The sequence below is a fragment of the Actinoplanes ianthinogenes genome, assembly GCF_018324205.1.
Lineage (GTDB): Bacteria > Actinomycetota > Actinomycetes > Mycobacteriales > Micromonosporaceae > Actinoplanes > Actinoplanes ianthinogenes.
This window is the reverse complement of the sequence record NZ_AP023356.1, coordinates 5,766,659-5,790,635: the sequence shown is the minus strand read 5'-3', so window position 1 is coordinate 5,790,635 and position 23,977 is coordinate 5,766,659. Positions and strand designations below refer to the sequence as shown.

22 protein-coding genes, 1 tRNA gene and 1 pseudogene are annotated in these 23,977 nt (G+C 67.1%); 13 read left to right on the top strand and 11 right to left on the bottom strand.

The features are described from left to right. Positions 1-35: 35 nt before the first annotated feature. The 3 genes from pilM to Aiant_RS26195 are packed head-to-tail and all read left to right on the top strand — an operon-like array spanning position 36 to position 2,331. A complete protein-coding gene (pilM, locus tag Aiant_RS26205; RefSeq protein WP_189329483.1) occupies positions 36-1,061 on the top strand; it encodes a type IV pilus assembly protein PilM in 1,026 nt (341 codons plus the stop codon). Further along, the gene (locus Aiant_RS26200; RefSeq protein WP_189329482.1) at positions 1,058-1,753 is read left to right on the top strand and encodes a hypothetical protein; all 696 of its coding nucleotides are present in this window, start codon (positions 1,058-1,060) and stop codon (positions 1,751-1,753) included. Before pilM ends, Aiant_RS26200 begins: the two co-directional genes overlap by 4 nt. Beyond that, positions 1,753-2,331, top strand: a complete 579-nt coding sequence (locus Aiant_RS26195) for a type IV pilus inner membrane component PilO (protein WP_189329481.1) — start codon at positions 1,753-1,755, stop codon at positions 2,329-2,331. Before Aiant_RS26200 ends, Aiant_RS26195 begins: the two co-directional genes overlap by 1 nt. Positions 2,332-2,373: 42 nt before the next feature. Here the strand turns inward: Aiant_RS26195 and Aiant_RS26190 are convergent, their stop codons facing one another. After that, positions 2,374-3,216 (bottom strand): LLM class flavin-dependent oxidoreductase, encoded by an 843-nt coding sequence (locus Aiant_RS26190; protein WP_189329480.1) that lies wholly within the window; start codon positions 3,214-3,216, stop codon positions 2,374-2,376. A gap of 144 nt (positions 3,217-3,360) precedes the next feature. Here Aiant_RS26190 and Aiant_RS26185 point away from each other — a divergent pair, with 144 nt between their 5' ends. The 3 genes from Aiant_RS26185 (at position 3,361) to Aiant_RS26175 (ending at position 6,484) form a co-directional block, all read left to right on the top strand. Next, positions 3,361-3,747 carry a response regulator transcription factor gene (locus Aiant_RS26185; RefSeq protein ID WP_189329479.1) on the top strand — a complete coding sequence of 129 codons (387 nt, stop codon included), beginning with the start codon at positions 3,361-3,363 and terminating at the stop codon, positions 3,745-3,747. A 215-nt stretch (positions 3,748-3,962) separates the two neighbouring features. Continuing rightward, positions 3,963-4,388 (top strand): PLD nuclease N-terminal domain-containing protein, encoded by a 426-nt coding sequence (locus Aiant_RS26180; RefSeq protein WP_189329478.1) that lies wholly within the window; start codon positions 3,963-3,965, stop codon positions 4,386-4,388. Between the two features lie 218 nt (positions 4,389-4,606). Beyond that, complete coding sequence (locus Aiant_RS26175) at positions 4,607-6,484, top strand: hypothetical protein (RefSeq protein ID WP_189329477.1); 1,878 nt, start codon at positions 4,607-4,609, stop codon at positions 6,482-6,484. A 142-nt stretch (positions 6,485-6,626) separates the two neighbouring features. Here Aiant_RS26175 and Aiant_RS26170 read toward each other — a convergent pair. Both Aiant_RS26170 and Aiant_RS26165 read right to left on the bottom strand, forming a co-directional pair. Continuing rightward, a tRNA-Ala gene (locus Aiant_RS26170) sits at positions 6,627-6,699 on the bottom strand. 89 nt (positions 6,700-6,788) lie between these two features. Further along, a complete protein-coding gene (locus tag Aiant_RS26165; RefSeq protein WP_189329476.1) occupies positions 6,789-7,382 on the bottom strand; it encodes a YqgE/AlgH family protein in 594 nt (197 codons plus the stop codon). Between the two features lie 80 nt (positions 7,383-7,462). On the opposite strand from Aiant_RS26165, the gene Aiant_RS26160 reads away from it, so the two are divergent. Then, the gene (locus Aiant_RS26160) at positions 7,463-8,269 is read left to right on the top strand and encodes an S-methyl-5'-thioadenosine phosphorylase (RefSeq protein ID WP_189329475.1); all 807 of its coding nucleotides are present in this window, start codon (positions 7,463-7,465) and stop codon (positions 8,267-8,269) included. Between the two features lie 6 nt (positions 8,270-8,275). Here Aiant_RS26160 and Aiant_RS26155 read toward each other — a convergent pair whose 3' ends face one another. From Aiant_RS26155 to Aiant_RS26125, 7 genes are all read right to left on the bottom strand, one after another. Then, positions 8,276-9,172, bottom strand: coding sequence for a hypothetical protein (locus Aiant_RS26155; protein ID WP_189329474.1), 897 nt, complete (start codon positions 9,170-9,172; stop codon positions 8,276-8,278). An 85-nt stretch (positions 9,173-9,257) separates the two neighbouring features. Next, entirely contained in the window at positions 9,258-10,475 is a 1,218-nt protein-coding gene (locus Aiant_RS26150; protein WP_189329473.1) for a cytochrome P450, read from the bottom strand. Positions 10,476-10,509: 34 nt separating this feature from the next. Then, positions 10,510-11,568, bottom strand: coding sequence for a DUF2293 domain-containing protein (locus Aiant_RS26145; RefSeq protein WP_189329472.1), 1,059 nt, complete (start codon positions 11,566-11,568; stop codon positions 10,510-10,512). A 39-nt stretch (positions 11,569-11,607) separates the two neighbouring features. Next, entirely contained in the window at positions 11,608-13,026 is a 1,419-nt protein-coding gene (gene pntB / locus Aiant_RS26140) for a Re/Si-specific NAD(P)(+) transhydrogenase subunit beta (protein ID WP_189329471.1), read from the bottom strand. A gap of 4 nt (positions 13,027-13,030) precedes the next feature. After that, on the bottom strand, positions 13,031-14,557 hold the full coding sequence (locus Aiant_RS26135) for a Re/Si-specific NAD(P)(+) transhydrogenase subunit alpha (RefSeq protein ID WP_189329470.1): 1,527 nt from the start codon (positions 14,555-14,557) through the stop codon (positions 13,031-13,033). 268 nt (positions 14,558-14,825) lie between these two features. Further along, a complete protein-coding gene (locus tag Aiant_RS26130; RefSeq protein WP_189329469.1) occupies positions 14,826-15,461 on the bottom strand; it encodes a LytR C-terminal domain-containing protein in 636 nt (211 codons plus the stop codon). Beyond that, positions 15,454-15,972: a SigE family RNA polymerase sigma factor gene (locus Aiant_RS26125; RefSeq protein ID WP_189329468.1), complete on the bottom strand. Its 519-nt coding sequence runs from the start codon at positions 15,970-15,972 to the stop codon at positions 15,454-15,456. The genes Aiant_RS26130 and Aiant_RS26125 overlap by 8 nt, the downstream gene beginning before the upstream one ends. Before the next feature lie 373 nt (positions 15,973-16,345). Here Aiant_RS26125 and Aiant_RS26120 point away from each other — a divergent pair, with 373 nt between their 5' ends. The 3 genes and pseudogenes from Aiant_RS26120 to Aiant_RS26110 all read left to right on the top strand — a co-directional run. Further along, positions 16,346-16,597 (top strand): type II toxin-antitoxin system Phd/YefM family antitoxin, encoded by a 252-nt coding sequence (locus Aiant_RS26120; RefSeq protein ID WP_189329467.1) that lies wholly within the window; start codon positions 16,346-16,348, stop codon positions 16,595-16,597. Then, positions 16,594-16,968: a type II toxin-antitoxin system VapC family toxin gene (locus Aiant_RS26115; protein WP_189329466.1), complete on the top strand. Its 375-nt coding sequence runs from the start codon at positions 16,594-16,596 to the stop codon at positions 16,966-16,968. The genes Aiant_RS26120 and Aiant_RS26115 overlap by 4 nt, the downstream gene beginning before the upstream one ends. Before the next feature lie 1,070 nt (positions 16,969-18,038). After that, positions 18,039-19,154, top strand: a pseudogene (locus tag Aiant_RS26110) (IS701 family transposase); the annotation flags it as partial. 464 nt (positions 19,155-19,618) lie between these two features. Here Aiant_RS26110 and Aiant_RS26105 read toward each other — a convergent pair. Further along, positions 19,619-19,837 carry a hypothetical protein gene (locus Aiant_RS26105; RefSeq protein WP_189329465.1) on the bottom strand — a complete coding sequence of 73 codons (219 nt, stop codon included), beginning with the start codon at positions 19,835-19,837 and terminating at the stop codon, positions 19,619-19,621. 264 nt (positions 19,838-20,101) lie between these two features. On the opposite strand from Aiant_RS26105, the gene Aiant_RS26100 reads away from it, so the two are divergent. From Aiant_RS26100 to Aiant_RS26090, 3 genes are all read left to right on the top strand, one after another. Continuing rightward, positions 20,102-20,482, top strand: coding sequence for a CU044_2847 family protein (locus tag Aiant_RS26100; protein ID WP_189329464.1), 381 nt, complete (start codon positions 20,102-20,104; stop codon positions 20,480-20,482). Positions 20,483-20,582: 100 nt separating this feature from the next. Continuing rightward, positions 20,583-23,012, top strand: a complete 2,430-nt coding sequence (locus tag Aiant_RS26095) for a S1 family peptidase (protein WP_189329463.1) — start codon at positions 20,583-20,585, stop codon at positions 23,010-23,012. 413 nt (positions 23,013-23,425) lie between these two features. After that, positions 23,426-23,704: a hypothetical protein gene (locus Aiant_RS26090; RefSeq protein ID WP_212846522.1), complete on the top strand. Its 279-nt coding sequence runs from the start codon at positions 23,426-23,428 to the stop codon at positions 23,702-23,704. Positions 23,705-23,977 lie beyond the last annotated feature (273 nt).

Sequence of the window (23,977 nt, the reverse complement as noted above, 5' to 3'; positions counted from 1 at the left end):
GCCGTAGTGACGTTCCCGGACAGAAAGGAAGACCGATGGCTGGCGCAACACCGATCGGGCTCGACATCGGCTCGTCCTCGATCCGGGCCGTCGAGGTCCGCCGCACCAAAGACGACTACACGCTGACCAACTTCGGGCAGATCCCGCTCGCGCCGGGCACCGTGCACGGCGGCGTGGTGCAGGACCCGCTGACCGTCACCAGCTCGCTCAAGCAGCTCTGGGCGGCCTCCCGGTTCGGCACCAAGCGGGTGCACCTCGGGGTGACCAACCCGCAGCTGGTGGTCCGCGAGATGTCGATCGCCAACCTGCCGGCCGGCCAGATGCGTCAGGCGCTGCCGTTCCAGGTCAAGGACCAGCTGCCGCTGGCGGTGGAGAAGGCGCTGCTCGACTTCTACCCGCTGGAGCAGCCGGGCAACAACCCCACCGTACGCGGCCTGCTGATCGCCATGCCCAAGGACGCCGTGCTCGACCTGGTGCAGGCGGTGGAGAAGGCCGGCCTGCACGTGACCGGCGTCGACCTGGCCTCGTTCGCCCTGCTGCGCGCCGCCTCCCGGCTGGACGCCCAGGTCGAGGCGATCGTCGACATCGGCGCCGACATCACCAGCGTGGTGGTGCACGCCGACGGGGAGCCGCTGTTCGTGCGTACCCTGCCGCGCGGCGGCTCGGAGATCACCGACAGCATCGCGACCCGTCTCGGCATCCCGGCCATCCAGGCCGAGGGCCTCAAGTGCCGGTTCGGCCTGCACGGCGACGGCACCCCGGACAGCGTGGCGGCGCTCACCGACGCGGTCCGCCCGCTCGCCAGCGAGCTGCGCAGCTCGTTCACCTACCTGGCCTCCGGCGAACGCCAGAAGCAGGTCACCCGGCTGTCGCTGTCCGGCGGCGGCGCGCTGATGCCCGGTCTCGCCGAGCACCTCCAGGAGCAGCTCGGCATCGCCGTGATGTACGCGGACAGCACCTCCCGCCTGCGCGACACCCGCCGGGCGCGGGAGCGCGGTTTCGACAGTTTCGTGCCGTCGGCGGCCGTGTCGATCGGCCTCACCTTGGGAGCGGGCCGATGAGCACGGCATTGATGCCATTGGACCCGTCGGTCTCGCCGCAGCAGGCGTCGCGGGTGCTCAGCATCCGCGCCAACCTGCTCCCGCAGGACATCACCGACAGCCGGCGGGCCCGGCGCACCCGAGCCGTCGTGCTGCTCAGCGCGGTGCTGGTGCTGGCCGCGCTGAGCGGCTGGTACTGGCAGGCGGCCACCCTCAAGCAGAGTGCCGAGGCGGACTTCGAGGACGTCACCCGGCAGGTGTCGACGGTGCAGAAGCAGCAGACCAAGTACACCGAGCTGACCCAGACCAAGAACACCAACACGGTGCTCTCCGGCGAACTGGCCAAGCTGATGGCGCAGGACCTGTCCTGGCAGGCCATGCTCGACCTGGTGCGGACCACCGGCGAGGACGCCGGCGCCGACGTGTCCGAGGTCAGCGGGACGCTGCTCAAGGACGGCGCGCAGGCGTCGTCGGCCAACAGCGTCGGCCAGCTCTCGATCAGCGGCACCGCGACGGACAAGAAGGCCGTCGCGAAGTACATCGAGGCCCTGCTCAAGCTCGAGAAGAAGGGTCTCACCGACCCGTTCGTCTCCAACGTCTCCGGAGCCGACGACGACAAGGAAGGCGTCACCTACAGCCTGACCGTGTCGATCACCGCGAAGGCGTTCTGCGGCCAGTGGGGCGAGACCGACTGCACGTCCGGAGGTAAGTGATGAGCGGGCTCCGCTCCGACCGCGTCTGGCTCTTCGGTGGCCTGGCCCTGATCGTCCTCCTGGTGGTCACCGGCTGGTTCCTGATGATCAAGCCGAAGTACGCCGAGGCCTCCGACATGCGCGGGCAGGTCGAGGACACCACCACCCAGCTCGCCCAGCTGCGCAAGCGCCTGGCCGATCTGAAGGCGGACAACGAGAACCTGGCCGAGTACAAGGCGGACAAGGCCCGGTTCGAGAACGCGCTGCCGACCGCGGACAGCATCCCGGAGTTCCTGCGGCAGTTGCAGACCCTCGGCTCCACCCTGAACGTCGACGTGAGCGCGTACACCGCCTCCGGCCGTTCCAAGTCCGACACGGTGACCACGGTCGAGGAACTGCCGATCACACTGAACGCGACCGGCTCGGTCGCCGACATCAGCAAGTTCGTGAACCAGTTGCAGAACACCCAGCCGCGGGCGGTGCTGATCCAGTCGGCGGGCCTGACCTTCGTCGAGAAGGACTCGGCCGAGCTGTCCCTGACGCTGGCCGCCTTCCGGAACACCAGCAGCACGAACACGGTGGTCACCACCACCCAGTGAACCGGCGCCGGCCGGGCCGCCCGCGGGGCGGCCCGGCCGGACTCATGCCGCCATCAGCGCGGCCGCGACCTCGAAGGCCGGGCGGCGCACCGTGTACCGGGTGATCCCCCAGCGGCGTTCGTTCTCCGCCAGCTTCGCCCGGATCTCACTCACCGTCCCGGCCAGGGCATACGGCGTCACCGCCATCTCCGCCTCGCTGACCTCGGCGTCCACCGCCCACTTCGCGTACGTCGCCGCACCGTCCCCGGTCACCTCGACGTAGTGGGCCAGCACCTCCACCGGCTTGCCCCCGGCCAGCTCCACCTGCCGGTCCACCTGCTCCGGGTGGAACCTCGCGGTGTGCATGTGCCCGTCGTCGAGGGTCCGCCCCAGCCCGGAGAGCCCGATCAGGTCGGCCTGCCCGGCGGCCCAGCGCAGCAGCCGGGTGTTGCCCCCGCCGAACAGCAGCGGCACGCGCTCCTGCACCGGGCGCGGCGAGGCCATGCCATCGCCGGCCAGCAGTCGCATCGTCGCCTCGGCCACCGCGATGCAGTGGTCCACCCGTTCCCGCACGCCCGGGCGCTCCCGTCCGACGGCGGTCCACTCGGCCGGCGTGTGCCCGGCGCCGATCCCGAGGACCGCCCGGCCGCCGGAGACCACGTCCAGCGTCGCCACGTCGGCGGCGATCAGGATCGGCTCGCGCACGCCGGCGTTCACCACGTACGAGCCGAGCCGGATCGTGCTGGTCACCGCGGCGGCCGCGGCCAGCGCCACGAACGGCGAGGTGCAGCTGCCCGGGTGGTCGGGGGTGTAGAGGGTGTGGAAGCCGGCGGCCTCGGCCCGGCGGGCGAGGTCGAGCCACTCGGCCGCGTCGTCGGGCTTGGCCTGGAGAGAAAAGGTAGCCATCGCCGGATTCTGCCCAGTGCCCGCCGCGACCGCCGCGTTCTTCTGCGGACAGCAGAGGACACCGCTACTCGACCGCAACCGCGGAGTTCTGCCGCCGCCGCCGGCCCTGCCGATCAGGAAGGTCCACGAGGAGGAGCCCGCGAAATGAACCAGAACCTGATCCTGATCGCCGACGACGACGCCGACGTCCGGGACATGCTCACCGTCAGCCTGGAAGCGGCCGGATACCGCGCGCTCGGCGCCAAGGACGGGCACACCGCCGCCCGCATCCTCACCGTCGCCAAGCCGATCGGCATGATCACCGACGTCCGGATGCCGGCGATGAACGGCATGGAGCTGTGCCAGCTGGCCCGCAGCAACCCGGCGATCCGGGACATGGCCATCCTCATGGTCTCCGGCAACAACCACGCCTACGACGTGGACGCCGGCCTGATCTCCGGCGCGGACGGCTACCTGCCCAAGCCGCTCTCGCCGAAGCAGCTGGTCGCCGAGCTCCAGACGCTGATCAGCCGCCGGCACCTCGGCGTCTGACCGATCGCCTCCTCCGGCGCCCCGCGACCACCGGCCGGGGCGCCCTCTTTCGGTACGACCGGCTCGCTCGCCGCCTGATACCGCACCATGGCCGGCGGTACCCACCAGATCGTCCCGGCCACGTCCGGCAAGGTGCGCGGCCCACCCCGAGCGGGCAACCGTGACCAGCGGATCCGGGGCAGTATTTCCGCCACTCGTTTGGCATCATCTGCCGCGTGATTCGCCTCTATTCGCTCTTCGCGCTGCTCGACCTGGCGCTGCTGGTCGTCGCCCTGATCGATTGCCTGGCCACCGAGGAGTTCGCGATCCGCGCCCTCCCCCGGGTCGTCTGGGTGCTGCTGATCCTGCTCTTCTCCCCGATCGGCCCGATCGCCTGGTTCATCGCCGGCCGCCCGGCCCGCCCGGTCCGCCTCAGCAACGGCACCACCTGGCGCCCCGGCTCCGGCTTCCCCGAGTCCGAACGCCCGGCCCGCCGCGGCCCGCTCGCCCCGGACGACGACCCGGAGTTTCTCCGCGGCCTGGCCGCCTCCCGCCGGGAGGACGCCGAACTGATGCGGAAGTGGGAGGCTGACCTCCGCCGCCGCGAAGCCGACCTCCGCCGCCGCGAGGCCGCCGTCGAACCCCCGGACGACCAGAACTGACCAGTCCGCCCCCGGCCGGCGAACGGGCTGCCGGACGCGCGTGCTCACGGCGTACGGAAAACGGCCGGACCGCATCGCCCACGGCCTGTCACCGGTGCGCGAACCCGCCCTTCTTCATTGATCCGTGACAATAAATATGTTGATCAACAACCAGTCAGGAGAGTTGACTTTCTGCGGGCGGGGCGAGCGGGGGCTCGCCGGCCGCGAAAGGACGACAAGTGAAGAAAGCATGGGTTGCGGCGCTCGCCGCCGGTCTCGGAGTGGTGCTGGCCACTCCGGATGTCGCCTCGGCCGCCTGGCACCCTGACTCGCCGCCACAGGTCGTGGCCGGCTGGACCGACTCGGCCCAGCCGGGCAAGGCATTCCCCACCGGCAACGGCATCGACCTACCGCTGGGCACCTCGACGGACGACGCCGGGGTGACCCACACGTCACGGATCTACGCCACCTTCGACCTGTCGCGGTACGAAGGGGCGCTGCTCACCGGCGGCACCGTGTACGTCCAGGAGAAGAGCGCGGCCGACTGCACCAAACGGTCGATCGAGATCTGGCGCACCAAGGCCGTGTCGACGGTGCCCACCTGGAAAAAGGCGCCGTCCGAGCTGACCAGGCTGGACGAGATCCAGACCTCCGAGTACTGCCCGACGGCCTCGATCGGGTTCGACGTCAGTGCCGCGATCGCCGACGCCAAGGCGGCCAAGCAGCGACTGGTCACCTTCGAACTCCGGGTCTCGGCCGAGCACGAGGCCGACCCGGCGTACGCACGGAAGCTGAACTGGTACAAGACCGTCCAGCTCAGCCTGTCCTACAACACCGTCCCCAAAGTGGACAGCAATCACCTCTACACGGGCGGTCGCTCCTGCACGCAGCTCAAGCCGTACCCGGTGACGAACTTCGGGCGCCTCCAGGCGCTGGTCACCGACCCGGACGAGGGGGAGCGGATCACCGCCGAGTTCGCCGTCTGGCCGGTGAAGAGCCCGGACAACCGCACGATCCTCACCGACCAGTACCCGCGGACCGGACGTGTGGCCTCGGTCCTCGTTCCCGAGGCGAACCTGGTGCAGGGGCAGGCGTACGGCTGGCAGGCCCGGGTGAGCGACGGGACCGAGACCTCGGCCTGGTCGAAGAAGTGCTTCTTCACCTACGACGGCACCGCGCCGTCGGCGCCCGAGGTCACCACGACCAACTACACCCCGGGCACGTGGGGTCCGGTCGGCGAGTACCCGGAGTTCGTCTTCGACGGCCACGGTGACAAGGACATCGCCGGATTCCAGTATTCCTGGAACGGCCTCGGCGTCGGCGGGATCTGCACGACCGATGACGAGTACGGCCAGTTGGTGTGCCACGACCCGTTCAGCGAGCCGCGCACGGTGAAGGCGTCGACGCCGGGTGGAAAGGTCACCATCGCCCTCAATCCGGACGACTCCGGCGTGCGACAGCTCACCGTCCGCGCCATCGACCTGGCCGGCAACAGCTCCCCGAGCACCACCTACGACCTGTTGATCCCCACGTCCGAGCCGACCGTGACGGTGGAGGGCGGCACCCCGGAGTGGAACAAGCAGGTGCTGCTCAAGATCACGCCGGCCGCCGGCGTCACCGGGGTCACGCGATACGAGATCGAGCGGGCGGGCCAGGACTACACCGACTCCCGCACGCCCGACGAGAACGGTGTGGCGTACTACAGCTTCTTCGCGACGGAGGCGGGCGGCCCGCGGATCACCGTCCGCAGCGTCAGCGACGACGGGTTCACCTCCGCGCCGGCGAACTGGACTTACACGTTCCTGCCCTGGCCGGGCGTGCACTCCGACGTGTACGACGACGTCAGCGCCGAACCCACCGGCGGCGTCGGCGTCACGGGCTCGTTCACCTTCTCCCCACCGCCGGGCTGGCACGAGGTCGCCTCGTACCGCTACGTCTTCGACGACTGGAGCGCCGAACCGACCGTGGTCCCGGCGGGCGAAGACGGCAGGGCCACCATCACCTGGACCCCGGAGACCGACGGCTACCACTTCGTCGAGGTCTACGCGGTCAAGCCGGACGGCACCCTGAGCGAATACAGCAATTACTACCAGTTCCAGGTCGCCCCGGCCGCCTGAGCCATGACGCACGACAGAAACGCCCGGATCCTGGTCCGGGCGTTTCGCCAACGGGCCCTGGAGATGATCAACCCCGGGCGGCGCGGAAGTAGGCAGCCGCAAACAGAAACGCCCGGACCGAAGTCCGGGCGTTTCTCAAGGGTGGAGCTGAGGGGACTCGAACCCCTGACCCCCACACTGCCAGTGTGGTGCGCTACCAGCTGCGCCACAGCCCCTTGCACTGCATCTTTCCGGTGTCCCCGGCGTTTCCCCCGGGCACGCTGGAAATACTACACACCCATCCGGAGCCCCTCGCAGCACCCCCTCAGTTCAGCGAGACGTCCGGGGGGAAGTGGGCGACGGCGGCCAGGATGTCGCCCTGGCGGCGCAGGACCATGGCCCACAGGTCGTCCGGGCGCTCGACGAACGGGTCGCCGGGCAGCGCGTCGAAGACGAACCAGGAGCCGGCGGCGATCTCCTCCTCCAGCTGGCCGGCCGACCAGCCGGAGTAACCCGCGAAGACCCGGATGCCGGCCACGTTGTCCCGCAGGCGGTCCGGGTCGGCGGAGAGGTCCAGGGTGCCGAGCGAGCCGGCGACGGGATGAAAACCGGTCACCCGCTTTTTCACCTCGGGCCGGGTGCGGGCCAGGCAGATGGCCGACTCGGGCTGCACCGGGCCGCCCTCGAAGAGCACCGCCGGGTCGCCGGCCAGCTCACCCCAGTTGCCGAGCACCTCGGCGACCGGGACCTCGGTGGCCCGGTTGAGCACCACGCCCAGGGCGCCACCCGGCTCGTGGGCGACCAGCAACACGACCGTCCGGTCGAAGTTGGGGTCCTTGAGGGTCGGCGTGGCGACCAGCAGCTGACCGGTCATCGACTCCACCGACCGGCCTCCGATCCGCTGTCCCTCACCGAACATGAAGTACCTGCCGCCCGTTCGACGTCAACGCCATGCTCAGCACATTAGCCCGAGATTCCGGCCACGGATAAGGTCTGCACATGAACCCGTCACCCCCGGCAGCAGAGATCGGCGTCATCGGCGGATCAGGCCTGTACGCACTCCTCGACGGCGCCATTGAACACGAGGTGGCGACGCCGTACGGTCCGCCATCCGACAAGATCACGGTGGCTTCGGTCTCCGGGCGGCGGGTCGCCTTCCTGCCCCGGCACGGGCGGGACCACCGCTTTCCGCCCCACAAGATCCCCTATCGGGCCAACCTCTGGGCCCTGCGCTCGCTGGGGGTTCGCCAGATCATCGCGCCGTGCGCGGTCGGTGGCCTGCGTCCCGAGCTGGGCCCGGGCACGTTCGTGGTGCCGGACCAGCTGATCGACCGGACCAGCGGCCGGGAGCAGACGTTCTACGACACCGGCGCGGTGCACGTGTCGTTCGCCGATCCGTACTGCCCGGCCGGCCGGGCCACCGTGCTCGATTCCGCCACCCGGGTGAACGCGGTCGACGGCGGCACCATGGTCGTCGTCGAGGGCCCGCGCTTCTCCAGCCGCGCCGAGTCCCGCTGGTTCACCTCGATCGGCGGCACGATCGTGAACATGACCGGTCACCCGGAAGCGGTCCTCGCCCGCGAGCTGGCCCTCTGCTACACCGCCATCGCCCTGGTCACCGACCTGGACGCGGGCGTCGAGGGCGACCACGGCGTGACCCAGGAGGAGGTCTTCCAGGTCTTCGCGGAGAACACCGCCCGCCTGCGGGACGTGCTCCTCGACGCGGTGACCAAGCTGCCCGCCGAGCGGACCTGCCCGTGCAAGGACGCCCTCGCGGGCATCAAGCTCCCGTTCGAGCTGCCCTGAGACCGTTCACGGGGCGAGGCACTCGCTGCTGGTCCCGATGAGGACACGGCGCGGCGCGCCCGGCGCGGCGTCGACGACCGTGACGCTCAGGCGGCCCTCCTCGCCGAACCGGGCCATCACGTCGGGGAGGCCGTCGTCGAGCAGGTCGGTGCGGACCCGCAGGCCCAGCCCGGCCAGGTGATCGGCGAGCGCGGGCAGCCGCGCCTCGGGGTCGCCGTCGCCGGGCAGGGTCAGCTCCAGCTCGACGTCCGCCTGATAGTCACCGGTCGCGCTCTCCCCGAAGATGCCGCCGAACAGCCCGTCGTAGCACGCGTGACGGTCCTGGACCGTCGGCGACGCGGCCGCCACCCCGAGGTGGTCCCGGCCGATCTCGGTGAGCAGACGCCGCTGCCATTCCTCGGCGGCGGCCGTGTCCGCGGCCGGGAAGTCGTGATACTCGCCGTCCTCGGCCGTGGCGGGCGGTGCCGGGGGCGCCTGTCCCTCGTCCAGCCGGGCCGGCCGGGCGCCGAAGGCACCCTCCAGCTCGGCCCGCTGCCATCTCTGCTGCCGCCACTTCCCGCCGACGGCGCTGCCCACGACCAGCACGTCCATCGGTCCGCGGTGGTTGCGCCAGGCGATTTTCGCGACCCGGCGGCCGAATCCGCTCCGGTTGGCCGAGTCCTCGACCGGCAGGCTGGTGCTCACCTCGACGTCGACGTAGGTGAGAGCGCCTTCCACGCGTACCGAAATCTTGAGGTTCTTGATCCCGGCCGAGCCCCAGGGATCGGTCCGCGTCCCAGCGGCCTCGCCCTCGGCGGTGTTCCGGATGATCAGGAAACCCACCGTCGCCAGGACCACCAGGAGCAGCGCAACGGCGCCGAGCTTGCGCTGCCGGGAAGCGAGCCACCCCGTACCGATCGACATCCGCCCATGATGCCGATCGGGGGCAACCGGCCGCGCCGGGGGTGCGAGGCTGTGACGCCGGCGCCACGCCTCGCACCGGCGCCGGTCAGAAGGTGACCGGCAGCGAGCCCAGCCGGTGCCCGATCGGCATCGTCGGCTGCCAGTCCGGCGTCTCGTAGGCGGGCCGCAGCTCCGGGCATCGGTCGAGCAGGATCCGCAGGCACTCGTCGGTCTCCATCCGGGCGAGCGCCGCGCCCAGGCAGTAGTACGTGCCCATCCCGAAGCTGAGATGCCGGTTGCGCCGGCGGGTGATGTCGAAGACGTCCGGGTCGGTGAAGACGTCCGGATCCCGGTTCGCGGCCATCAGCGCCAGATAGATGTGCTCCCCGGCCGGCACGGTGTGCCCGGCCAGCTCGACCGGCTCGGTGGCGACCCGGCCGATGACACCGGCCGGCCCGTCGCAGCGCAGCATCTCCTCGACGGCGAGCGGCGTCAGGTCCGGATCCGCCCGCAGCTTGGCCATCTGGTCCGGGTGGTCGAAGAGCAGCACCAGCCCGTTGGCGATCAGGTTGGCGGTGGTCTCGTGGCCGGCGAAGAGCAGCAGCACGCAGTTGGCGACCGCCTCGTCCTCGGTGACGATGCCCTCGGCCTCGGCGGCCATGAATGTGCTCAGCACGTCCTCGCGGGGCGCCCGGCGGCGGTCGGCCGCGATGACCCGCAGGTAGTCGTGCATCTCCAGCATGCTTCGCTGGGCCACGCGCAGCTGCTGCACGTCACCGTTGCCGAAGATCGGCACGATGTCCCGGGACCACGCCTGCAACTGCTCACGGTCGCTGACCGGCATCCCGAGCAGCTCGGCGATCACGTTCGCCGGCAGCGGGTACGCCAGGTCGTGCACCACGTCCATCTTCCCCTTCGGGGCGACGGCGTCGAGCAGCTCGTGGGTGAACTCGCGGACCCGTGGCCGCAACCGGTCCACCATCGCCGGCGTGAAATATCGCTTGAGCAGCTGCTGGAAGCGCACGTGGTCGGCCGGGACGGTGTGCCCCATCCACATCTCGATGGACTGTTTGACCGGGGCCAGCTCCTCCTGCTCCGCCGGTGTCAGGCGCTGCAGGACGCGGGCCATGTTGGCGCTGTCCAGCCGCTTGTCCCGCAGCGCGGCGTTGACGTCGGCGTACCGGGTCAGCAGGTAGGCGTCGAACTGGGGCAGCCGGGCGAGCGGGCTCTCGGCGCGGACCCGGTGCAGGAACGCATCCGGGTCGGTCATCGCCTCGGGGGTGAACAGGTCGTAGTCCCGTACTGTCGGGGCGTGATCGCTCATAGCCGCGATTCTGGCCCAATGTAAAGATCGTTATCTATCCCGTACGCCGCCACCGCTCCAGCACGAGGTCGATGTCCGCGCGGATCCGCGCCCGGGCCTCGTCCCGGGGCACCCCGGCCATCAGCAGCTCGTCGTACGCGGTGTCCTCGTGCCGCACCGAGGCGATCACGGCCCGGGTCACCGCCTCCGGGTCGAGTGCCCGGCCGGCGGCGCTGCGGCCCACCCGCCCGCTGCTGCGGGTGCCGGCGTGCCGGCCGATCGCCGCGGCCCGGGCCGGCGGGCAGCCGGGGAACAGCCGGCGGATCTCCTCGGCCAGCTTCTCCTGGAACACCTCGTCCGCGGCCTCACGCCGCACCCGGTCCCGCTCGCGGCGGCGCGCCCGGGCCTCCTCGTCGGACAGGCACTGCTGCTCGGCCTGCTCCAGCGCGGCCTGCTCGACCAGCAGCCCCTGCCGCTCGTGGCGCCTGCGGGACCGGTTGAACCGCACCACCACCGCGGAGAGCCGGCCGGCCTGCTTGGCCCGCCGGGTCAGCGCCGCGTCCCCGGCCGGCAGGAACACCAGGTGATCGAGGTCCGCGCAGGTGAGGCAGAGCGGCCCGGCGTCCTCCATGATCAGCGCGTTGCCGTCGGTCGCCCCGCAGCCGGTGCAGGTGAAGTCCTTCTGGGGCAGCACCACCACCAGGTCGGGCGCCTTGCTCTGCCGCGTGATGAGCCGTTCCCGCTGCTGTTCCGGCAGGTCGGCGGCCGTCCAATGGGTCCGGTACGCCGACTCCACCGCCGCGTCGCCGGCCTCGGTGAACCGCAACGCCCGCCGGTCCCGGGTGGCCGCCAGGTATTCGACCTCGCCGGCTCGCAGGCCCCGGCTCGCCACCCACCGATGAAAGATCTCCATGGCGTCGGCCAGCCGATCCGCCGACACGGCCGCGACCGCTTCCAGGCAGGCCGCCCGCCCCTGCCGCCAGTCGGTCACCAGCCCGGCCGGCACCCAGCCGATCCCGGTCAGGACGTCCAGCGGGCTGACGTATTTCTGCCGCTCCAGCGCGCCCTCGGCGGCGGCCACGACCCGACGCTCCAGCTTCGAGACAGGCTGCATGCCCGGCAGGTTACCGTGCTGCCGGGCCCACAGCCCGCCTCAGAACGAGCGCAGGATGTCGTTCACCCGCTCCTTGGCGTCCCCGAACAGCATCGCGCTGTTCTCCCGGAAGAAGAGCGGGTTCTGCACCCCCGCATACCCCGACGCCATCGACCGCTTGAAGATGATCACCTCACCGGCCTCCCACACCTTCAGCACCGGCATCCCCGCGATCGGGCTCGCCGGGTCCTCGGTGGCCGCCGGGTTCACCGTGTCGTTGGCGCCGATCACCAGCACCACCGACGTCCGGGCGAAGTCGTCGTTGATCTCGTCCATCTCCAGGACCACGTCGTACGGCACCTTCGCCTCGGCGAGCAGCACGTTCATGTGCCCGGGCAGCCGGCCGGCGACCGGGTGGATGCCGAACCGGACGTCGACGCCCTTCTCCCGCAGCTTGCGGGTGAGCTCGGCGACGCCGTACTGCGCCTGGGCCACCGCCATGCCGTACCCCGGCGTGATGATCACCGAGTCGGCCGTGGTGAGCAGCTTGGCGACGGCGTCCGCCTGGATCTCCCGGTGCTCGCCGTAGTCGGTGTCGTCCGACGGGCCGGCTTCGATGCCGAAGCCGCCGGCGATCACCGACAGGAACGACCGGTTCATCGCCTTGCACATGATGTACGACAGGTACGCGCCGGACGACCCGACCAGCGCCCCGGTCACGATCAGCAGGTCGTTGGAGAGCAGGAAGCCGGACGCCGCGGCGGCCCAGCCCGAGTAACTGTTCAACATGGACACCACGACCGGCATGTCGCCGCCGCCGATCGAGGCGACCAGGTGCCAGCCGAGCAGCAGCGCGATGGCGGTCACCGCGACCAGCAGCCACAGCTGCGGGTCGATCACGAACCAGACGGTCAGCGCCACGAACGCGACCAGCGCGCCCACGTTGAGCAGGTTCTTGCCGGGCAGCATGAGCGGCCGCGACTTCATCCGGGCGGACAGCTTGAGGAACGCCACGACGGAACCGGTGAAGGTGACCGCGCCGATGAAGACCCCGATGAACACCTCGGCGCTGTGGATCCCGAGCAGTCCCTGAGCCTCCAGCGCGGCCGCCTCGGCGCCGTCCGGGTCGGCCTCGACGTGCAGGTATCCGTTCCAGCCGACCAGCACGGCGGCCAGGCCGACGAAGCTGTGCAGCAACGCGATCAGCTCCGGCATCCCGGTCATCTCGACCTTGCCGGCCCGGTACAGGCCGATGGTGGCGCCGATGCCCGTCGCCACCAGCAGCAGGGCGAGCCCGGTGCCGCTCAGGTCGCCGACCACGGCCAGCGCCACCGTCGCGACCAGGGCCAGCGCCATGCCGAGCATGCCGAAGAGGTTGCCGACTTTGGCGCTCTCGTGCCGGGACAGGCCGGCCAGCGCCAGGATGAAGAGCAGGGCCGCGACGAGGTACGCCGCCTGGGCTGCGGTTTCGATGCTCATCGCGTCAGCTCCTGGTGAACATGGCGAGCATGCGGCGGGTCACCGCGAAGCCACCGAAGACGTTGATGCTGGCCAGCAGGATGGCGATGAACGACAACGCGGTCACCACGGGCCCACCGTGCCCGAGCTGGAGCAGCGCGCCGACCACGATGATCCCGGAGATCGCGTTGGTCACCGACATCAGCGGTGTGTGCAGCGCGTGGTGCACGTGCCCGATGACGTAGTACCCGATCACGATGGCCAGCGCGAACACCGTGAGATGCACGCGCAGCGCATCCGGCGCGAACGCGGTCAGCAGGAAGAGCACGGCCGCGCCGACACCGACGAGCACCAGGTCGCGTCGCGGCCCGTCCGCCTTCGCCGTCGCCTTCGGCTCGGCGATCACCGCGGGAGCCGCCGGGGCCGGGGTCGCCGAGACCGACACGGGAGGCGGCGGCCAGGTCAGTTCACCTTCGCGTACGACGGTGATCGAGCGCTGCACAGCGTCCTCGAAGTCGAGCACCAGGCAGCCGTCGCGTTCCGGGGTCATCAGCTTCATCAGGTTCACCAGATTGGTGCCGTAGAGCTGCGACGCCTGCGCGGGCAACCGGCCGGCCAGATCGGTGTAGCCGATGATGGTCACGCCGTTCGCCGTGGTGACCACCTCGCCGGCGACGGTGCCCTCGACGTTCCCGCCGTTGGCGGCGGCCATGTCGACGATCACGCTGCCCGGTTTCATGCTGGCCACCATCCGCTCGGTGATCAGCCGCGGCGCCGGCCGGCCGGGGATCAGCGCGGTGGTGATGATGATGTCCACGTCGGTGCACTGCTCGGCGTAGAGCCGGGCGGCCCGCTCGTTGTAGTCGTCCGACATCTCCTTGGCGTACCCGGTCGCGGACACCTCGACGTCCGCCGCCTGCACCGCGAGGTACTCCCCGCCGAGCGACTTGACCTGGTCGGCAACCTCGGGCCGGGGATCGGTGGCCCGGACGATCGCGCCCAGGCTGCCGGCCGCGCCGATCGCCGCGAGCCCGGCCACGCCGACGCCGGCGACCAGCACCTTGGCCGGCGGCACCTTGCCGGCCGCGGTCACCTGCCCGGTGAAGAACCGGCCGAACGCGTGCGCCGCCTCGACCACCGCGCGATAGCCGGCGATGTTGGCCATCGACGAGAGCACGTCCAGCGACTGCGCCCGCGAGATCCGCGGCACCGCGTCCATCGACAGCACGGTGATCGGCCGCCGCGCGAACTCCTGGACCAGCTCCTCGTTGAGCCGCGGACTGAAGACGCCGATCAGCGTCGCTCCGGCCCTGAGCCGGTCCAGCCGCGCCGGCTCCGGCGCGTTGATCGTGAAGAGGATGTCGGCCCGGTACGGATCGCCGAGCGTCGCGCCGGCCTCCGCGTACGCCTCGTCGGAGAAGGACGATCGCCGCCCCGCTCCGGGCTCCACCACGACCTCGTATCCCAGCTTGAGCAACTGCCCCACGGTCGCGGGCGTCGCCGCCACCCGCGTCTCACCGGGGCTCGACTCCCCGAGAACACCTATGATCATCAATCGACTCCCGTGCAGTTCTAGCGACGTTGCCGGACCTACGGCGGAAACATGAAGGTGAGTGTCTTCACGTATGCCGACCATGAACGCGTTCAAGGCATGAGCTTGTTACTCGCGAGTAGCTTAACGCCCCGCATGACCGCTGTCACACTCCAAGTCCTCACATCACTCTCAGTGACCCCACGGTAATCGTGCGCCTCAGGAATCGAAACGGCATCGGCCCCGGTTCGGACGCGCGAACCGGGGCCGATCCATCGAGCCGTCTCGCTCAGCCGCCCGCCGACTCAGTCGCGACGACCGAACATTCCGGCGGCGCGGTCGGCTCACCGGCCTCCGCCAGGTTCTGATTCGTCTCGGTCGGGCTGGTCAGCCGGGTGAAGCCCTGGCCGAGCGTCACCTCGACGGTCGCGTCCGGAAAGCTGGGATCGAACAGCATGGTCGCTTCCCCGTGCAGTTCCGCTCGCACCAGGACGGCCGATCCGATCCCGGCCGGCCCGTAACTCAGCGAAGCCACGCCCGGCAGCGGATACCCGGTCGCGCCGTTGAGCACGGTGAAGCGGCGCTCCCGCAGCTGCGCGGCGGCGTCGTCGATCAGCGCGGTCTTCGCTCCCCCGTCCAGCACCCGGATCCTCACCTGCGCCGGATCATCCGGCAGGGTCAGCACACACGGCACCTCGGTCCGCCCGGCCGGCGGGTCACCGACCGGCGCGTCGACGCCCGGCGCACCGTGCTCGCTCGGCCAGACGAACGCCACGGCCGCCACCGCCGCCACGACCACACCGGCCACCGTCACGGCGGCCAGCTGACGGCGTCCCCGGCGCCGGCCACGGGCACGGACCTCGGCGGCCGGCAGCACCCGCAGGTCACGAACGTCGGCCTCCAGCTCCCGAAGTCGGTCAGGCACGGGACGTGACATCACTGTTCTCCTGATCGTTGTCGCCGAGCAGCCGGGCAAGCGCGGCCCGCCCCCGGGAGAGCCGCACCTTGACCGTCCCCTCCGGAACGCCGAGGTCCGCCGCGATGTCCCGCACCGAGATGTCGAGGAGGTAGTACAGAGCTATGACCTGCCGCTGCGACTTCGGCAGCCGCTGAAGAGCCGCGACCACAGCCACCCGGTCCGGCGACGGACTCCCGCTCGCCTCATCCGGCGGCCCCAGGCGAGACCGCGCCGCCACCCACCGCCGCACCCCACGCCACCGATTGATCAGCAGCCGAGCGCCGACAGTCCGCACCCAGGCCTCGGGCTCGTCATACCGCGCAACCCGGGCCCAGTGCTGCCACCCCCGGGCAAACGCCTCCTGCGCCACGTCCTGCGCCACGTCCCGGTCCCCACAGATGGCATAGAGATAGAGCACAACCCGCCGAACCGCCCCCGCATAAAACGAGTCGAAGTCCGCCCCGTCATCCCCCACCACAGCCCCAGCCGCCGTCGATACCCCCACACCGGAATACACACCGCACCACCCCGTCCGGTTACAACAAACCCCAACTTCCTCCCGGAACGCCAGACCCACGTGGGACCCGCAGGGTCAAGGGCGGCGCAGGGCCCGCTGAACCCACGGACAGCCAAGGATTCGCGAGCTCGAAGAGCCTGCTGTAGGGGAGGCGCGAGGCCGCCGGCTTGAGGGGCCAAGAGCCGCGGGGTTTCCGGGGGCTCGGCCCCCGGAGCAGACAAACCGAAACGGCCCCCGGCTCGCGCTTTCCGCGAACAGGGGGCCGCCAGGCAGTGGAGCTGGATCTCACTCGACGCTCCGGTGGCGGGCTAACCTCTTAGCTAAGGAGGAGGCCATGCCAGAAGCAGCCGCGCAGTTCAACATCCACGACGCGAAGACGAACCTTTCGCGGATCATCGACCGCGTCGAGCACGGTGAAGAGATCATCATCAGCCGGGCCGGCACCCCCGTTGCCAAGGTGATTCCGCTCAACCGCAGGGTCGACAGAACTGGTCGAGGCTCCCTGGCCGGCCAACTCGTCATAGCCGACGACTGGGACTCCCCCGAGACGAACGAATCCATCGCCCGGGATTTCGGTCTCGCATGAGCCTGCTTCTGGACACGCACATCGTGCTGTGGTGGCTCACGGACGATCCCACGCTCGCCACCGAGATCAAGGACCGGCTCGACCACGAGCCGGACGTCTACATCAGCCCGGCAACAATCTGGGAGGTGGCCATCAAGCAGTCCATCGGCAAGCTGGAGAAGCCGGCCGATCTCCCCGAACGCATCCGCGACAGCGGCTTCCGCCACCTGGACATCACCGCCGAGCACGCCATCGCCGCAGGACGCCTCCCCCTCATTCACCGAGACCCGTTCGACCGCATGCTCATCGCCCAGGCCCAGGTCGAACGCATGACCTTGGTAACTCGCGACGCCGAGATACCGAAATACGACATCGACGTCCTGCCCGCCTAGGTCCACCGGTGCCAAAAAGCCGGTTCGCTCCTGGCGAGCGCGCGCAGCGCGCAAAGCGGCCCACTACGAACCGCTACCAACCGCAGCCACCGCAACCCACGTAACTCGGGGTGTCCGAGGGCTCGGCCCCTCCGGAGCAGACAAACCGAAACGGCCCCCGGTTCACGCTTTCCGCGAACAGGGGGCCGCAATGCCGAGGAGGTAATGACCTCTTACTTGAACCTCGGTGACCAGGTCCGACATTTGAAAGACGCCGTCAGCTAACTGCTGATCCGGTGCTGTACCTAGGGGGACGAGAAGCCGTGCCTCGGACGTCCAGTCAGTCGCGGTTGAGCTGTCGCGCCGTGGGATTGACGCTATGGGCAACGCCGAGGCAGCCGCGCTCCAGGTGGCCAACCGGCCGCCGTCTCTTCATACCTGGTGCGGGTGGCAACGACGTTGATCGAGGCTCGGCTGTATACGCTCCGCGTTGTGCAGCCGGGCCTTCCTTGCCTCCGGCCAGCCCAGCAACTACGGCTTGGCAGCGTCGCTGCAGTGCTGGCGCTTCCAGGATGGGCGGTCGGCGAGGTGAAGTACACGGGCGCCCATTCGGCGCCGTTGCTGCGCCACCGCCGGCCGCAGGTCAGTAGCGGAGTGAGCAGGATCGTCGGCCCGTCCCAGGCCGGACGCTGACTCGTTTCCGGCGCTGATCCGGCCGACGGAGCGCGTTCCGTTCGGGGTGGTGCTGGCGGACGTGTGCTGGCCGGTGCTGACCCGCAGGTAGTGGCTTGGCACGGCCAGTCGCTGAGCCCGCAGGCGCAGCGTGAGCGCCATGGCACCCACCAGTGGCGTGATGGTCGATGGATGGTTGCTGGCCGGTGCTTCGGCGGGGTCGAGGCCGATGCATGCCGACGCGAATGTGGCATCGCTTCCTCGCAAAGCTGGCGAACAAGCAGAGGTCCGGCCGTGCGCTTGTGGCGGCATGCACGACCGGACCCTGGTTCGCGCCGTTGCCACCCGCACCGCACGGCTTAGTACTGCAGCGGCACTTTGGTGAGTGACGCTCTTGCTGTTCGCGCGTTGGTCATGGTGTGAAGGTTGTCGATCAGTGGCGGTTGGAGCTGGATCGTTTCTGCACACGGATCGGACCGCGGTTCGGTCGTATCGAGCCGCGGTCCCGGGCCGCGCGCTACCTGCGCGGTCTGACCGCCGGACTGTCCCGGCATAACGGGTGGACGATCGCCGAGCATGCCGGTGACGTCAGTCCGGGCGGGATGCAGCGGCTGCTGCGCCGGGCCGAGTTCGACGTTGACGGCGTCCGCGACGACGTGCGTGACCTCGTGGTGACCCACCTGGGTGACCCGGACGCGGTCCTGGTCGTCGACGACACCGGCTTCTTGAAGAAGGGCCAGCACTCCGCCGGGGTGCAACGGCAGTACTCCGGCACCGCCGGGCGGACCGAGAACTGCCAGATCGGGGTGTCTCTGGCGTACGTCGGCGGTCACGGCCACGCCCTGATCGACCGGGCGCTGTACCTGCCCAAGTCCTGGACCGACGACCGGGATCGCTGCCGGCGGGCCGGGATCGGCGACGACGTCGAGTTCGCCACCAAACCGCGTATCGCGATGACGATGCTGCAACGCGCGATCGACGCCGCCGTGCCGTTCGGGTGGGTCGCCGACGACGAGGTCTACGGCCAGGTCCCCTACCTACGCACCTGGCTGGAAGAGCGCCGGATCCCGCACGTCCTGGCGACCCGCTGCGACGACACCGCACCCGGCCGGGACTGGCAGCACGTCGTGGCCATGCCCGATCTGGCCGCTCTACCAGCGGCGAAATGGCGACGGATCAGCTGCGGCGCGGGTGCGCACGGCCAACGGTGCTACGACTGGGCCCGCGTCGCGGTCAGACCCGAATGGCGGCACGGGTTCGGGCACTGGGTGATGGCCCGTCGCTCGATCAGCGACCCGACCGAGCTTGCCTACTACCACTGCTACGCCCCGACCCGCACTACCCTGACCCAGCTGGCCCGCATCGCCGGACGCCGCTGGCCAGTCGAGGAATGCTTCCAACAGGCCAAGAACGAAGCCGGCCTCGATGAATACCAGGTCCGCGACTGGCGGGCCTGGTATGCCCACATCACCCTGTCCATCGCCGCGCATGCGCTGCTCGTCGTGGTCAAGGCCTTGGCCGCACAGGCAAACCCGACTTCGACCCGGGCACAGTAATCGCGCTGACGGTACCCGAGCTGCGCCGCCTCCTCCTGGCATTCACCCTGACGCGCCGACCATCAGCCGACCACGTCCTGGCCTGGTCCTACTTCCGACGACACCGCCAATGGCAAGCCCGCGTCAGCCACTACCACCGGCGCGGGCAGACACCACCCGAAATGCCGTTGCAGTATTAGGGCGCGTCGTGACCCCTTGGTGCGTAGCTGCCTCGGCGTTGCTAACAGCTTCGGCTGCCTTGACGGCACTCCAACCGCGCCCGACAGACGTCTTGGGAACGTCTTGTTGTCCGTTCGGCGGCACACGGTGTCCGGAACGACGAGTTCCCAAGCGGGCAGTATGACGAGCGTCGCCGGCTCTGCTGACCACAGTCCGCACTTCGGTCTAGCTGGTTGCGAGCCTAACGCCGTCGAATAGCTTTGCCAAATCGAACGGCGCCTGGGTTAGTCGGCTTGTTGCGGTTCGAAATAGATGTGAATCTCAAAGACCGGCTGATCGGCGGTCAATCGAGGCGAAAGACGTTGCCAATGCACGGCCTGTATCTCAACTGCCCCATCATTACTAGCCGCCCACTGCGCCGCTCTGTTGAGGACTTGGGCTTCGCTATCTCCGCCGATGTAGACCGCCGCCACACTCTCATCTCTGGCTGTTTGATCATCCATGTGCTCTCCAAACGCCATCTAGCGCCGAGCGGCCGGTCCTTAGTCTAAGAGATGCAGATCAATCTGCCAAAGTCTGTCGGATTCCTGACCACGGGCGCACAAAGCGCATGGTGACCGTCAGATGATGTCGGCTCCTTGCTTGTTATTTGCTGTGTCAGTTATCCGACGTAAGGGGTCCGGCGGAGCGCAATAACCAACGATGCTCGTCGAAGCTTGCTTAGTTGCCGATCAAGGAGAGTCGTACGGCGCTCAAAGGAGCTCTATATGCTACTTCCGGCGGACATCAATGGCGTGCAGATTCTCGTCGAAGTCACACGCAGCGCAGGAACCGAGCCCACCTCGGGGAGGCAGCAGACTGCCGAGAAGGTATCGGACTTGCTGGAAAGATCACAAAAAGTAATCGAAGCCGTAGCGCAGTCTATTTCTGCGACCGGCCTGCACGTAGCCCAGAAGGCTAGTCAGGCTAGTCAGATCGAAATCCAATTTGGTTTGAAGTTTTCGGCGCAAGGAAACATCATCTTGGGCGGAGTCTCGGCTGAGGGCACACTAGCGGTGAAAATGATATTCGCGCAAAATCCGGTCACGGATCCTGACGAATCATTCGAGTGGCACGACTCTGACGGCCAAAAGGAATCCAATGAGTAGCACAGGCTCAGCGGTCAGTCTGAAACTCTGTCTCGGACGTGTTGTAGATACCACGGATATCCCCGTTGGAACTTGCTTCCAAGTCGCGGACGGATACTTGGTGACGGCATATCACGTGCTTGCGGATGTCATCTCCGATCCGGTCGGATCCGAGGTGTGGATCGAACCCGTAGTGCCAGGAAGCGAGCGAAGAATTAGAGCCAGCGTTCTCGCTACCGACATGAAGAATGATCTTGCCCTACTTCATTCGGCTCAGAATCTAGCTGGCAGTGTCTCACTCTTAGCGCTGTCCGACGCCCAGATGCCCGGTACCGAATTTTCGGTTGCTGGGTATGGCATCATGCCTGAATCGGATGGCGACCAGCAATTCAATTTCCTGGAAAGTCGAGGCATTTGGGAGGGTCTGGCAGAGAGGCCAGATGGTCTTCTGCTCGCCGCTGCCACTGCATCAGGAGTCACCCAAGGGATGAGCGGTTGCCCTATCGTTCGCGACGGCGACCAGGCTGTCATAGGGGTTTTGACAGGACGTTATAATTCAATAGACGGATGGAACCAGAACCGCGTATGGATTGCGCGGGTGGAGATGCTCGAATCGCTTCTTAAGCCTTACGCGAATCCACCCATAGATCGATCGCAAGGTTCAAATAGAGCAGTCCGTGACAGCTGGCTGACTGAAACGGTACTTAATCGGCAGTCTATGCAGAACGATGTCTTCTACGCTGCTCCCGAGTGGAGCACGGAGTGGGATAGAGCCGGCGAAGCGCTCCGTAGCGCGTGCATCCTGATAGTTGTAGCGGCAGCGGGTATGGGGGCTACAACCTTTGTTGAAAACTTGCTTCTACAAATTACTCCAGAAAGTACGAACATTACTCGTCTGGATCCGGGTGACTGGAGCTCGCCAAACGTTGAATCGATACCTCGGCGTGCCCGACGCGGGGCGGTGCTTGATCTCAAGGATCCTGAGCACGACCGCCCCTCAGAGCAATTTATAAGAAGTCTTGGACAGATCGCTACCGAATTCCATGATATTCAGTCGCACTTGGTCATTACTGTTCAGGAGGAAGTATGGCCCGGCTTTTCTGCCAAAGCCGTTGATAAAGTCCGGGTCATTTACCTTCGGAGCGCTCCCGATCCTGTCGAACTTGCGAAGAGATATATCGAAGCAAGGGCTCCTGAAGTAACATCGATGTTCGAGGATAACCGGGTCGTGAGTCATCTCCGTGGGCGGAATGCCGTCCAGACAATGACTGCCGTCGAGAGGGTGCTTCATCTCTATCATGAAGCCGGAAGATTCGGAGATACGGGGCCGCACCTCGATGCGTCAGACATTGCGGAAGCCCTTGACGATCACTCAGAAGAGCTTGACGTGATGTTTGCCGATCGCGATTACGCGAGCGCAAGCTCTAGTTACACCGTTCACCGATCTGGCAATCTTAAGGTACTGTCGCCTCAAGACAGATGCCTTATCCTCGCTCTTGCATGCTACCGGCATGTGAGTCTTCGCAAGCTTGAGGAAGGCGCTGAACAGCTTGAGTATCAGCTTCGAGGAAAGAAACGCCCGGAAGAGGGAAAGTCCGAGCCATTCCTGACTCTCGCGAAACCGGGGCTACGAGGTCGCCTACAGGCTATTCAGGCCGAACCTACCAGCGGTGACTTGGTGGCCTTGAAGCGTGAGGGTCTAGCCGAAGCGGTTGTCAAGTACGTATGGGATAATTACCCGAAGTCTCGCGGTCCGCTAACTGCCTGGGTAATCGGGTCGTCTGAGGAGCTAAAGGGACAGAGTGCCGACGAACTGCTATTCTCTGCAATCCAGAGACAGCAGGACGTAGACATTATTAAAGGTACTATAGGCCCCCAAGCTCAGAGGCATAATAAGCCGGAAATCCTGAGTGGCGTTCTATCTCGCGCGCTCCGAAACCCGCATATGCAACGACGGTGTGAGCGTCTTATATATGACTGGGCCGTACAGTCTGACTACCAGTCAGTCGTCGTCGAGGTTGCAAAAGGAATGTTGCACACTGATCGATGCGATATTGCAGTCAAAAGGCTTCAGCGAGTGGCTGACTACTCTACGTCGCCGAATGTTCTTGAGGAGGTCAGCGCTACCTTCCGCGAAACTGTTGATGACCCACAGCTTTCTGAATGGTTCTTGGAGAAAGCCGAGACATGGTTTGCAAAGAGTCCAGATAGTAGAGCAACTGGACTTGCCTTTGTGGCGATCGCCGAGTCAGACTTTAGAGGCTATAGGTGGCTTCTTGAGAAGCGCGATTCTGAACAAAATGTAGATCGCATGATTGGCCGAATCATCGCTCAGCCTAATCTGAGCCGGGCTGTTATTCATCTCATTCAGAAGGCAAGCATGGATAGTATGCTTTATCTTCAGGTTCTCGAACGGATCGGGCACGCCGTTAGGCAGAATGGTGCACTGCTGTCCATGTTCAACCTGTCGGCGCAGCTTCGCCAGGCGGGTAGTGAGGCGAATCGCGATCCGGTTGCCGACCTCGCTAAGATCCTGGAACTTGATAGGTGACTACTTTGATTGGTTGGTTCGGTCGGGCAATAATGCTACGTTCACCCGCAAGCTTAAGGTGTCCAACAGCTACACCTGAAATATGCTTTGAGGTTAGTTATGAAGCACAGTGCTATCGCGGATGGAAGCGTCATGGGGATCTCGAAAGCTATGTGCGCAACCTCCTTGGTCAAGAGATCCGCCGGCAATGCACGGACTGGGCAGGCGACGAGGCTTCGCAGTGCGCGGATGCACTGAACTCTCAATTTGGCATTCCGAGAGGAAGTCTTCGAAGTTATTATAGGCGTCTTACGGCTCGTATATCTGTGCGTGTGGGTGCGGTCGAGCGGCAAGCGGCTATCCAAACTCGGGAAGACGCGCGACGCATTGAGCGTCTCCATAGGTTGAAGGCTGCACTCTATAGTGATCCATCCTTGCTTGTTGTTGATTTTCTTGATCGCAACCCCAATTTGCAAATTACAGCGCAGGATATTGACAGGTTTCGTAAGCTTGCGCACGACCTGCGGCACCAAGAGCAGTGGTGGTGGCCGGTGATGTCGGCTTGGAGTGACCTGGCGCTGCAAACTAATTCTCCTGAAGCGGCCTTGCATGTGATGGAGGCCTTGAGGCGAGCGATCCTCGGTCTGAACCGCGAGCTCGCGGTCAGGAAAGGGGTGAGCGTGACCTCTGAATCTGACGCGCCTAGCCGTTGAAGACCTGATGGAGAAGATGAAGGTGCTCGCTCAGGTTCAGGTAGGCGGTCATTACCTCCGCTCTTTGTGGAGGGCTTGATCGGGACAACGGTCAAACCCTTTCTCATGCCCACCAAGATCGCGGTATACCGAGCTGACGCAACCCGCTGCCGTCGCACCACAAAGAGGTTCTGTGACACCTCTGTAGTGCCGGCTCGGGTGCCCGTCGTCCGCGGCTCACGTGGCAGATACATTCTCACCGGTGGGACGCTGAAGACCGGCCATCGTTGCCCC